The organism is Nocardia thraciensis (genome assembly GCF_054782435.1).
This window is the reverse complement of sequence record NZ_BAAGSM010000011.1, coordinates 110,429-121,668: the sequence shown is the minus strand read 5'-3', so window position 1 is coordinate 121,668 and position 11,240 is coordinate 110,429. Positions and strand designations below refer to the sequence as shown.

Below are 11,240 nucleotides of genomic sequence, written 5' to 3'. Positions count from 1 at the left end.
ACACCTTATTTCCGGAAAACCCGCCTGTCACATCCCCCAGGTGGGGGCATGCGGTACCGTGCGGCGTCACACCAGGGTGACACCGCCCGATACCGGACGAAAGCCCCAAGATCAACCGGCCTTACCAACCGGTCACATGCTCAGGCGCGGAGCTATTTCTTGCCCTTGTCCGCGGACGAATCCGTCGACAGCGCGGCCACGAACGCCTCTTGCGGCACGTCCACGCGGCCGATGGTCTTCATCCGCTTCTTGCCTTCCTTCTGCTTCTCCAGCAGCTTGCGCTTGCGGCTGATGTCGCCGCCGTAGCACTTGGCGAGCACGTCCTTGCGGATCGCGCGGATGTTCTCGCGGGCGATGATCTTCGAGCCGACGGCCGCCTGGATCGGCACCTCGTACTGCTGGCGCGGGATCAGCTCCTTCAGCTTCTCGGTCATCCGGCGGCCATAGGCCTGCGCCGCGTCGCGGTGCACGATCGCCGAGAACGCGTCGACGGCCTCGCCTTGCAGCAGGATGTCGACCTTCACCAGGTCGGCCTGCTGCTCGCCCGCCTCCTCGTAGTCGAGGCTGGCGTAGCCGCGGGTGCGCGACTTCAGCGAATCGAAGAAGTCGAAGATGATCTCGGCCATCGGCAGCGTGTACCGCATCTCGACGCGGGTCTCCGACAGGTAGTCCATGCCGCCCAGCTCGCCGCGGCGGGACTGGCACAGCTCCATGATCGAGCCGATGAACTCGCTCGGTGAGATGATGGTGACCTTGACGATCGGCTCGTAGACCTCGCGCGACTTACCCTCCGGCCAGTACGAGGGATTGGTCACGACGTGTTCGGCGCCGTCCTCCATCACCACGCGATAGATCACGTTGGGCGCGGTGGAGATCAGGTCCAGGTCGAACTCGCGCTGCAGCCGCTCACGGGTGATCTCCATGTGCAGCAGGCCCAGGAACCCGCAGCGGAAGCCGAAGCCCAGCGCCACCGAGGTCTCCGGCTGGTAGGTCAGCGCGGCGTCGTTGAGCTGCAGCTTGTCCAGGGCGTCGCGCAGATCCGGATAGTCCGAGCCGTCGACCGGGTAGAGACCGGAGAACACCATCGGGCTCGGCTCCCGGTACCCGGTGAGCGGCTCGACGGCGCCACCCTTCGAGACGGTCACCGTGTCACCGACCTTCGACTGGCGCACATCCTTCACGCCGGTGATGAGGTAACCCACCTCGCCCACGCCCAGCCCCTTGGTCGGCTTGGGCTCCGGGGACACGATGCCGATCTCCAGCAGCTCGTGGGTGGCGCCGGTGGACATCATCTTGATCTTCTCGCGCGGGGTGAGCTTGCCGTCCACCACGCGGACGTAGGTGACGACACCGCGATAGGTGTCGTACACGGAGTCGAAGATCATGGCGCGGGCGGGCGCGTCGGCATCCCCCTGCGGCGGCGGCACCTTGCCGATCACGGTGTCCAGCAGTTCGGGCACGCCCACGCCGGTCTTGCCGGAGACGCGCAGCACGTCCTCGGGCTCGCAGCCGACGATGTGCGCGAGTTCGGCGGCATAGCGGTCCGGATCGGCGGCGGGCAGGTCGATCTTGTTCAGGACCGGGATGATCTCCAGGTCCTTGTCCAGCGCCAGATAGAGATTGGCGAGGGTCTGCGCCTCGATGCCCTGCGCCGCGTCGACCAGCAGGATCGCGCCCTCGCACGCCTCCAGAGCCCGTGACACCTCATAGGTGAAGTCCACGTGGCCCGGGGTGTCGATCAGGTGCATCACGTAGTCGGTGCCGTCCACCGTCCACGGCAGCCGCACGTTCTGGGCCTTGATGGTGATACCGCGTTCCCGCTCGATATCCATCCGGTCCAGATACTGCGCGCGCATCTGCCGTTCCTCGACCACCCCGGTCAGCTGCAGCATGCGATCGGCCAGGGTCGACTTCCCGTGGTCGATGTGCGCGATGATGCAGAAATTGCGAATCTTCGCGGGTTCGGTGAACGTCGTATCGGCGAAGCTTGGCACTCCACTCTCTCTCTTGTTGCGCCGCCTCCGGCGTCGCGGGTCTGTGGCGCCCGAACGGTTCGGTTCTCGGCGGCCGCCGCTGGCTCCTTCGTCGCGTACGCGGCAGCCCCCCGAAACCGGGTCGCGCCGCAACGGTGCGCGGCCGGGTGATGCTGTCCGCTTCCGTTTCAGCTTATGGGCAACGTCGGGCCGCGTCGCACGGTCCCCTCCTTCCGCGCGGAACCGCGCACCGGTGAGAGCGACGCGGGTCACATATGCGCGCCGGTCGGCGACCCGATCTGCTCGGTTCCGGGCGCACTCACTCGCGCCGCGAGAGCGCGGTGCGTGGTGCTACCCTCCGGCGCGGTCATCACCACCGGTTCCAGGCAATGTGGGCCGGGCAGTACGTAATTGGCGTACTCGAGGGCGAGCGGGCCCGCCTCCGGATGCGTCAGGTCCTCGGTTCCGGTGTCGGGTCCGCGGACGTCGCTGTCGGCGCACGCCTCGGCGAACCGGGCAAATCCCCAGCTGGCACAACGAAGTTGGGGCGGGGTGAGTTTGCGTCCTTACGCCGTTATAGTCCGATCCATGGCCAGCACGTGGAGCTCACTCGGCAAGCAGTTGGGGACCATCGCCAGGGAGCAGGGGCCCAGGATCGTCAAGAAGCAGGCGCCGAAGCTGGTGAACCGGATGCAGCGGTCCTCGATGTGGGATCGGGCGCGGGGGCGGCGCAAGGCGCCCGGGGTCGCGGTCCGGCCGACCGCCTCGACGCCGGTGCCCACGCGTGAGCGGGCGCGGCAGGTGGTCTACTGCCCGCAGCTGGACGGGCGGGCCGATCCCGGCGAGATTGTCTGGACCTGGGTGCCCTTCGAGGAGGACCCGAGCAACGGCAAGGACCGGCCGGTGCTGGTGGTGGGCCGCGAGCGCACCATCCTGCTGGGACTCATGCTGTCGTCCAACCCGCAACGCGCGGGCGACCGCAATTGGATCGAGATCGGTTCCGGGCCTTGGGATTACGAGGGCCGGACCAGCTGGGCGCGGCTGGACCGGGTGCTGGATGTGCCCGAGGCCGGAATCCGGCGCGAGGGCGCCGTCCTGCCGCGCAAGACCTTCGACCTGGTCGCCCACCGGCTGTGCGCCGAATACCACTGGCAGTGAGCACGATCGGACACTCTGATCACGACACCATGTTGCGGGAGCGGCCGAACAACAGCCCGTAGACGAGGGCGCCGAGCGCGCCGCCCACGAGCGGGAACACGATGAACACCCAGACCTGCGCGAGCGCGCCGGGTTGATAGGGCGCGACGGCGAGACTGCGGGCGGGATTGACCGAGGTGTTGTCGATCGGGATCGAGATCAGGTGGATGACCGCGAGCGTAATCCCGATGGACAACCCTGCCAGCGGAACGTCGGACAACTGATCGGTGGACGCGAGCACGACGAACACCAGCAGGGCGGTCAGGATGACCTCCACCGTGATGGCGGCGGCGAGGCCGTAGCCGTTCTGCGTGAGCGTGCCGATCGGACCGTCGATCTCCACCTTGGACGGGCTGTGCGCGCCCCAGCCGTTGGCGCCCAAGCCGTCCCGGACCCGATCGTAGGACGGCAGGTTCTGCGCCAGCGCGTAGACGACGGCACCGGCCGCGAATCCGCCGATCAGCTGTGCCACGACATAGTTGATCGCGGTCACCACGGTGACCCGGCCGAGCAGCAGCTGACCCAGCGTCACCGCCGGATTCACGTGGCAGCCGGAGATCGGCCCGATCGCGTACACCAGGAACAACAGCGTGAACCCGAACGCCAGCGCCACCCCGAGCGCGCTCACCCGGTCCCCCGCGATCACCGCGGTGCCGACGCCGCCCAGCACCAGCACGAATGTGCCGATCGCCTCGGCGAGCAACTTGCGGGCCAGCGGAACCGGCCGCCGTTCGACGTCTTCCTCGACAACTTCCTGAGCAGTCGGAGACATCTGCCACCTTCCCCTTTCGAGCCGAGCATCGAGAGCAGCTACAACGCGGAGAATTCGTGAACGTACGACCGGTACGGTCGCTCCCGTCGGACGCTACGCGAGCCGGACCCGCTCCACAACGACCCTGGGGCGGCCGCGCCGCTCAGTGGGAAGGGTTCAGCCGCACCGGGAGTTCGAGCGGGCCGGTCCCCCGCGACCGCCTTCGCGCGCGGCTCGGGGTGGCCGCACAGCGCTACCACGGCATTGCTCAGCAGGTGCACGGTCGTCTCGTGGCCCGCCACGATCACCAGCCAGAGCATATTGACCAGTTCCTCGGTGCTCAGGTCGTTGTCCGCGTTGGCCTGCAGCAGCGCGCCACGCGGCCGTCGCGGGATCTCCTGCCCGCCACCGGAAATCCGCGAGCACCAAACGTAAACGGCCGACGGTCAGCGACCGACCGTCGAGTCCGCCCACTCGATGACCGCCGACTGGTACTCGACGGTGTTGCGGGCCAGGTTGAGCGAGTGCCCGCTGCCGGGCAGCACGAAGGTGCGCAACCGCGCCGCGGGGCTGAAGAACGGCGCCTCCGCGGCCCGCAGGGTGTCGGCGCTCGCGCAAGCCGCGTAACCGATGCCGCAGGACAGCCGGTCCAGGCCGCCGTTGACGACAAGGACCGGTGCGTCGATGTGGCTGGACATCCCCGGGAGGGTGGACAGCAGCCCGTCGGGATATTCGGTGAGCGAGAAGACCTCCTTTGTCCTCTCGTCCAGCGCGAGCACCTCGGGATCGACGTTGCCGGGCCCGTAGAAGTCCTGCATCCGGGTGCCGGGACGCGAGACGACGTAGCCCGGATCCAGGCCGCGTCCGGCGAACGCGGGATCGTCGACGGCGCGGTGGTAGGTGGACACGACGCCGAGCGTTTCGGCGACGTTCAGCGAATGCGAATATCCCGTCAGCACAACACCATCCACATCGTGATGGGTACTGGCCTCCATCACCGAGGTGCCCGAGGTCAGCGAGTGGCCGACGGTGATGACCTTCCCGAACGGCCGCGCCCCGGCCAGGCCGCGCCGCAGTCCCTGCACGATGCCGTGCAGTGCGTCCGCGGTGGCCGACGCCGTCAGGCTGAGCGCTGGCGGGCGGGTGCTGGCGCCGTTGCCGAGCCGGTCCACGATCAGCGTCGCGTAGCCCGCCCGATTCATCGCCTGCCGGAAGTTGTAGGTCTGCGGCTGATACGCGAAATCCCAGTAGGTGCCGTTGTAATTGGAGCCTGCCATCAGCACCATGACGGTGTCCGTCGGCGCGTCCGTGGGCAGGCACAGCGTCGCGGCCAGCTGACCCTGCGGCACCGGCACGAAGAACGACCTGCACGGATCCGCAGCCGGTGCGGCCGCTGCCCGGGTTGGACCCGCCGCGAAACAAAGCAGTGCTGTGGCAATGAATACCGCCGCTGTCCGCGCCGAGGCTCGCACGCGAGGCTCTCCCTTGTGTGATAGGACGAATGCCCGGCTGGGCACCCCTGACCGATCGCTGGTGAGGGACGCTATAGCGCGGCGTCGCGACACGCAAGACGCAGTCCACCAAAGCATTTCGATCGCAGGGCGGCCGGGCCGGTACCCGACGAAGATCCCCGCCGCCCGGCCGTTGCCCGCCGGTGCGTGCACGGACGCGACCGGTCGCGGGGTCGCGGCGGGGAGGAATGGCAAAATGGTCCACCACCGGGCGCCGTCGCATGGTGAGATGGGTAGATTTCTCGCATCCACATGCTTCCGACCGGGGCGATTTCACCCCGAACCGTGATAGCTGGTAGTCTCGATCGTCGGCGCGGCGCTACCGATCCGATGTAGTGCGCCCACAGACTTCCCGAAGCATGACACCGAACTGACGACAGGAATCAGAGGAACAAGCGTGGCAAACATCAAGTCCCAGATGAAGCGGATCCGCACCAACGAAGTCGCGCGGCAGCGCAACCAGTCGGTGAAGTCCGCGCTGCGCACCTCGATCCGCAAGTTCCGCGAGGCCGCCGCGGCCGGTGAGAAGGACAAGGCGCAGGAGCTGCTGGTCTCCGCCAGCCGCGACCTCGACAAGGCCGCCTCCAAGGGCGTCATCCACGCCAACCAGGCCGCCAACAAGAAGTCGGCGCTGTCGCTGGCCTACAACAAGCTGGGCTGATTTCCCGCGGTAGCCGCTACCGCACCTACTTACGCAACGCCGCCGTGGCAGAGGGTCTGTGAACACAGACGACCACGGCGGCTTTTGTCGTGTCACGCACCATAATTCGCGCGGCGCGGGCCGTTCGGCTACCGTGAGCGAATGTCGGGTGGGGTATTGCGCAGGATCGCGGTGGCGGTCGCGGTGGGGGCTTTGCTGGCCGGGTGTGGCGAATCTTCCACTCCCCCAACGACTTCCGAACCTCCAGTGGCCCCGGTCGCGGCCGGGCTGCCGGGCGCTCGACCGAGCGCGGCGCCGCTGGATACCGCGAGCAATCCCGACTGGATGGGCGCGCTGCCCGACGACCGGCCGCTGAGCTGGGTGTCGATACCCGGCACCCACGACACCCTGTCCGTGCACGGCGGCAAGGCCGGGCCCGCGGTGGTCACGCAGGAGAGTTTCGACGCCGGGTGTAGCGACGGCAACTGCACCTCGCGGCAGAGTCTGCGCATTCAGCTGGAGGCCGGTATCAGGGCACTCGACATCCGGGTGCGCCGTGACGAAGCCGACGCGCTGGCGGTGCATCACGGCTCGTTCTACCAGCAGGCGACCCTCGACGACGTGCTCGGCGTGGTCGACGACTTCCTGAACCGGCATCCGCGCGAGACCGTACTGATGCGGGTGAAGGCCGAATGCACCGGCGACGGCCGCCCCTTCGGCTGCGTCGACGCCGGTGGGCTGAAGCCGGATCTCGCCCGCGTGGATCGGAACCTGGCCGCCTACCCCCGCGTCTGGCTGCCCTCGGCCAGCGGCCGCGCCGAGGTTCCGCCGCTGCGTGACGTGCGCGGCAGAATCGTGATCACACAGTTCGCGGGCATCGAATTCGGCAGCGAGCGCGGCCTCCCCCTCGACGAACAAGACCTGTGGGACGGCCCCGACCGCGACGTGAAATGGGCCGCGATAGCCGCCCACCTCGACAAGGCGGCAACCGCCCCACCCTCCGCCCTCACCGTCAACTACCTCTCCGCCAACGGCGCCCCCGACCCCACCAAATTCCCGAGCCGCTACGCCTCCTTCGAAAACCAGCACACCCTGGACCATCTACGCGCTCGGCCGGGCGTGCCCACCGGCGTGTTGATGATGGATTTCCCGGGACCAGACCTGGTTAGCGAGATCATCCACCACAACTAGCCGGCGGCAACCAGAGCGGTGGGGTCGACGAACGGACCGAAGAACACGAACAGATCCCAGTTCTCACCGGAACCGTCATCCTTGCGGCGGGCATCGAATCCGAACTCGCGCTGTTGCGTCACGGCATTTCCACCACAGCATTGGCGGAAGTCGGTCGCCGCCCAGCGGATCACACACGACCGTTCCGAATTCTTCTGTCACCGACGGGCGGGGAACGCTGTGTGCCCGAACACGGTCTGCAGGGCGGAATTCGCCGGCTACGTCGGTGAGGTGATTGCCGCCAAGCGAGAACAGCTCGGCGACGACCTGCTCAGCACGCTCATCGAGGCCGGCGACCGCGACGACGGGCGACTCGAGGACTACGAACTGACCACACTGACCCTGACAATCCTCGCCTCCGGCTACCTGACCGCCACCAATGCGATCTCGGTCGGGGTAATACAGCTGGCCACCGAAGGCAGACTGGCCGCGCTCGGCGGCTGCTCAGCGACCGAGTTGGAGGCGGTCGTCGAGGAGGTTGTCCGCTTACAGATCGGCCAGATCGGCGAGGCCTTCCCGCGCTGGGCGCATGAGGATGTGGAACTGGCCGGAACGCGGATCCGAGCCGGTGACATGGTTCTTGCCCGGCTCGGCGCGGCCAACCGTGACCCGGCCCACTTCCCCGAACCCGATACCTTCGACCCGAGCCGGAACGCGGCACGGGAGCAGGCGGGACGTCATATGGCGTTCGGCCGCGGTCCCCACCACTGCCTCGGCGCCGCCCTGGCCCGGCTCGAAATCGGCATCGCACTGCAGACGCTGGCAGACCGGCTTCCGGATCTGAGGCTGCACGGAAACATCCACGACATCGAATGGACCCGCGGCCACGCCGACACCGGACCGATCGCCGTCCAGATCACCTGGTGAACACACCCACGCCGACACCGTCTGGACTTGATCAGCGTATGTGTCCATATCCGTCGCTTCCCGCGCGACAGCTACCCGAACCCTACGACGGCGAGGAGGGTTCCGGAGCTACTGTCCGGCGCTGGAGATCGTGGCGCCCGGTCCGGGTTCAGGTGGTGCCGTGTAGGTCGAGGATTTTCGACAGGGCGTGTTCGAGGGCGAAGTCGGTGTCGGCGGCGCCGCCCTTGACGTCGGCGTTCAGGGTGGCGACTACCCGCAGGGCGGTGCCGATGGTGGCGGGGTTCCAGCCGCGGGCCTGGCCCTGGGCCTTTTTGACCTTCCACGGGGGCATGCCCAGGGTGGAGGCGAGCTTGAACGGGTCGCCGCGACCGGCCGAGCCGACCTTGGCGATGGTGTGCACCGAATCGGCGAGGGCGTCGGCGAGCAGGACGGCCGGGACGCCGCGGTCGGTGGCCCAGCGCAGGGCCTCCATGGCGCCCGGTCGGTCGCCCGCGACGGCGAGTTCGGCGACGTCGAAACCCGTCACCTCGGCCCGGCCCGAATAGTAGCGGCGGACCGCGCCGACATCGACCCGGCCGCCGGTATCGGCGACCAGTTGCGAGCACGCGGCGGCCAGTTCCCGCAGATCCGAGCCGACGGCCTCAAGCACGGTCTGCACCACCTCGGCCGGAACCCGGATGCCCGCGGCGCGGAACTCGTTGCGCACGAACTCGATTCGCTCACCGGTCTTGGTGATCTTGGCGCACTGATGCACCTCGGCGCCCGCCTTCTGCAGGGCGGGGGCGAGCGCCTTGGCGCGCCCGCCGCCGGTATGCAGAATGACGAGCACCACGCCCTCGGGCGGCGACCCGGCCGCATCGGTGATCACGGCGACCGCGTCCTTACCGGCCTCGGCCGCCGATTCCAGGATGATCACCCGGTCCTCGGCGAACAGCGACGGACTGAGCAGCTCCGCCAACTCGGAGGTGCTCGCATCGCCCGCGCGCATTCGGTCCACGGGCAATGCTTCCGGGTCCGGCGCGAGGGCGCGTACCCGGCCGACGATCGCGGAGACCGCGCGATCGATCAGCAACTCTTCCTCACCGAGCACGAGATGGACGGGTGCGGGGCGTTCGGTCACGGCGACGATCCTACGGGTGCGCACCGACATCCACCGATACCCTGTCGTCGACCCGCACATTTCGCCGCCGCCGGTCTGTACCGTCTCGCCGACACCCGTGCGGGCATTCGTTCGGCGCCGGAACATCACCGGTCGGGACCGTCGCGCGGGCGGGTGAGGCGGCACAGGACCGCCACTGTGAGGGTCACGATCACGACGACGATCGCCGCGCCGCGCCCGCCGTTCGGAACCGTGAGCGAAACATTCAGCGCCGCAAGGCGTTCCGCGACGGTCAGCAGCCACCACAGCATCGGTTGCGTCAGGTGCAGGACCGCTGTCGCGGCGGGGGGCCACAGGCACGACAGCGCGGCGGCGATCGTGCCGAGGATGGTGAGCGGGGCGACGACCGGCTCGACCAGGACGTTCGCGAGGATTCCCAGGAGACCGACGTGGCCGGTCAGGGCGGCGATGATGGGCGTGGTGACCAGGAAGGCCGCCGTCGCCACCGCCAGCGCCTCGGCGGGGAGCCGTGACCAGCCGCGCTCCCGCAGCCACCGCGACCAGCGCGGTGCCAGCAGGACCAATCCGGCCGTGGCCAGGACCGACAGTGCGAATCCGGCGTCCACGGCGAGTGCGGGCGCGTAGGCGAGCAGGCCGAGGACCGCCGCGCACAGCGCGGGCAGCGCCTGTTTTCGGCGGCCGGTCAGCAGAGCGAGTACCGTGATCGCACCCACCACCGCGGCCCGCAGCACCGAGGGCGACGGCCGGGCGAGGATCACGAAGAGCACCAGGGCGAAGGCCGCGAGCGAGATCCCGAGCCGGGCATCCAGAGTCAGGGTACGCACCGAAATCAGCACGGCGGCAAGGAGTATCGATACATTCATGCCGGAGACCGCCGTCAGATGCGCCAGATCGGTCTGGACGAAGTTCTCGCGAACGTGATCGGGCAGACGGGAGACATCACCGACGACGAGGCCGGGCAGCAGTCCGGCGGCATCGTCGGGCAGGGCGCGACCGGCCGAGGCGGCGAACCTCGCCCGCACGACGCCTGCGGCACGCTGCCACCACGGCGCCGCCGCCACGTCGGTCGGCGGCCCCTGCGCGCGGAGCACTGCGACCGTGAGATCCCGCCGCCACGGCCGGTCCAGTCGCGCGCGGAACTCCACGCGCTGGCCCGGCAGTAGCGTCGACCACCCCTGCTCGGGTGCGAGGACGAGAACCGCGCCGCCCACCCGCACAGCCGTCTCCGCGTGCCGGTATTCCCGCAGGTCTGCCCGCAGCAGCCAGTGACGCCCTCCGAACGCCTTGCCGGGCAGGGGTTTCGGATCGTCGACCGGCGTGACGACGACCGTCACATAGGTACCGGGGGCAGCCGCCCGCAGCGGATGTGCCGCCGTGCGGCTCTCACGCCAGGCCGCGGCCGCCGCGAAGCCCGCTCCCGCCAGCACAGCGGCCAGCGCCACAGCCGCGAGCATCCGGCGCGGATCGGTTCGCATCGTCCGAACCAGCCACGCGCCCAAGCCGATTCCTACAACGACCAACCCCGCGGCGAGCACAAGCCCTGTCCGCCACCCGCCGACGACCGCCACAATCGTTGCGCCCCAGCACACCACGGCTGACGGCAGCAGCCGCACATCCACCGGCGTCGGCTCGACGATCGGCCCCCGCTCACCCGGACGTTCCGCACCCTCCATCGAATCCCCGTCCGTTGTCACCGTCAAATCCGCCTTCGCAGAGATCCCGGGCGCTACCCGTCTACAGCGAAGGCGTCACTGTCGAACTGCGAAGCCCTGCCGATCGTCAGGTCAGCATGTCGTCGATACGAGGGCGCGAGTCGATCAGTCCGCCCACGCCCGGCAATCTCAGCCGAGAATCGCCGTCTCGCGGCCGTCCGGACCGCTGCGCACCCCGCGATATAACCAGGGCGACCGACGAATCCACGCGGCACGACATGGTCGTTGCTCGTCGCGGA

Annotated in this window: 10 protein-coding genes and 1 pseudogene; 4 read left to right on the top strand and 7 right to left on the bottom strand. The window is 68.7% G+C overall.

Annotated features, from left to right (window positions below):
* Positions 1 to 152: 152 nt before the first annotated feature.
* Positions 153 to 1,994 carry a translation elongation factor 4 gene (gene lepA / locus ACYVLQ_RS05635; RefSeq protein ID WP_460696295.1) on the bottom strand — a complete coding sequence of 614 codons (1,842 nt, stop codon included), beginning with the start codon at positions 1,992 to 1,994 and terminating at the stop codon, positions 153 to 155.
* 248 nt (positions 1,995 to 2,242) lie between these two features.
* A pseudogene (locus ACYVLQ_RS05630) lies at positions 2,243 to 2,482 on the bottom strand (MmyB family transcriptional regulator); the annotation flags it as partial.
* 79 nt (positions 2,483 to 2,561) lie between these two features.
* On the opposite strand from ACYVLQ_RS05630, the gene ACYVLQ_RS05625 reads away from it, so the two are divergent.
* A complete protein-coding gene (locus ACYVLQ_RS05625; protein WP_460696294.1) occupies positions 2,562 to 3,131 on the top strand; it encodes a type II toxin-antitoxin system PemK/MazF family toxin in 570 nt (189 codons plus the stop codon).
* Between the two features lie 19 nt (positions 3,132 to 3,150).
* Here the strand turns inward: ACYVLQ_RS05625 and ACYVLQ_RS05620 are convergent, their stop codons facing one another.
* Positions 3,151 to 3,942, bottom strand: coding sequence for an aquaporin (locus ACYVLQ_RS05620; RefSeq protein ID WP_460696293.1), 792 nt, complete (start codon positions 3,940 to 3,942; stop codon positions 3,151 to 3,153).
* A gap of 425 nt (positions 3,943 to 4,367) precedes the next feature.
* Complete coding sequence (locus ACYVLQ_RS05615) at positions 4,368 to 5,276, bottom strand: alpha/beta hydrolase (protein ID WP_460696292.1); 909 nt, start codon at positions 5,274 to 5,276, stop codon at positions 4,368 to 4,370.
* Between the two features lie 553 nt (positions 5,277 to 5,829).
* Here ACYVLQ_RS05615 and rpsT point away from each other — a divergent pair.
* A complete protein-coding gene (gene rpsT / locus ACYVLQ_RS05610) occupies positions 5,830 to 6,093 on the top strand; it encodes a 30S ribosomal protein S20 (RefSeq protein WP_460696291.1) in 264 nt (87 codons plus the stop codon).
* A gap of 141 nt (positions 6,094 to 6,234) precedes the next feature.
* On the top strand, positions 6,235 to 7,263 hold the full coding sequence (locus ACYVLQ_RS05605; RefSeq protein WP_460696290.1) for a phosphatidylinositol-specific phospholipase C: 1,029 nt from the start codon (positions 6,235 to 6,237) through the stop codon (positions 7,261 to 7,263).
* Here ACYVLQ_RS05605 and ACYVLQ_RS05600 read toward each other — a convergent pair.
* Entirely contained in the window at positions 7,260 to 7,385 is a 126-nt protein-coding gene (locus tag ACYVLQ_RS05600) for a hypothetical protein (RefSeq protein WP_460696289.1), read from the bottom strand. The genes ACYVLQ_RS05605 and ACYVLQ_RS05600 overlap by 4 nt on opposite strands.
* A 148-nt stretch (positions 7,386 to 7,533) precedes the next feature.
* On the opposite strand from ACYVLQ_RS05600, the gene ACYVLQ_RS05595 reads away from it, so the two are divergent.
* Complete coding sequence (locus ACYVLQ_RS05595) at positions 7,534 to 8,169, top strand: cytochrome P450 (protein ID WP_460696288.1); 636 nt, start codon at positions 7,534 to 7,536, stop codon at positions 8,167 to 8,169.
* 148 nt (positions 8,170 to 8,317) lie between these two features.
* Here the strand turns inward: ACYVLQ_RS05595 and holA are convergent, their stop codons facing one another.
* Together holA and ACYVLQ_RS05585 are read right to left on the bottom strand one after the other, a co-directional pair.
* On the bottom strand, positions 8,318 to 9,289 hold the full coding sequence (gene holA, locus ACYVLQ_RS05590) for a DNA polymerase III subunit delta (RefSeq protein ID WP_460696287.1): 972 nt from the start codon (positions 9,287 to 9,289) through the stop codon (positions 8,318 to 8,320).
* Between the two features lie 125 nt (positions 9,290 to 9,414).
* Positions 9,415 to 10,983: a ComEC/Rec2 family competence protein gene (locus ACYVLQ_RS05585; protein WP_460696286.1), complete on the bottom strand. Its 1,569-nt coding sequence runs from the start codon at positions 10,981 to 10,983 to the stop codon at positions 9,415 to 9,417.
* Positions 10,984 to 11,240: the final 257 nt, after the last annotated feature.

Excerpts from the sequence above, each read along its gene's own strand:
- ACYVLQ_RS05625 (WP_460696294.1), top strand. The coding sequence starts at position 2,562 with ATGGCCAGCACGTGGAGCTCACTCGGCAAGCAGTTGGGGACCATCGCC.
- ACYVLQ_RS05605 (WP_460696290.1), top strand. The coding sequence starts at position 6,235 with ATGTCGGGTGGGGTATTGCGCAGGATCGCGGTGGCGGTCGCGGTGGGG.
- ACYVLQ_RS05620 (WP_460696293.1), bottom strand. The coding sequence starts at position 3,942 with ATGTCTCCGACTGCTCAGGAAGTTGTCGAGGAAGACGTCGAACGGCGG.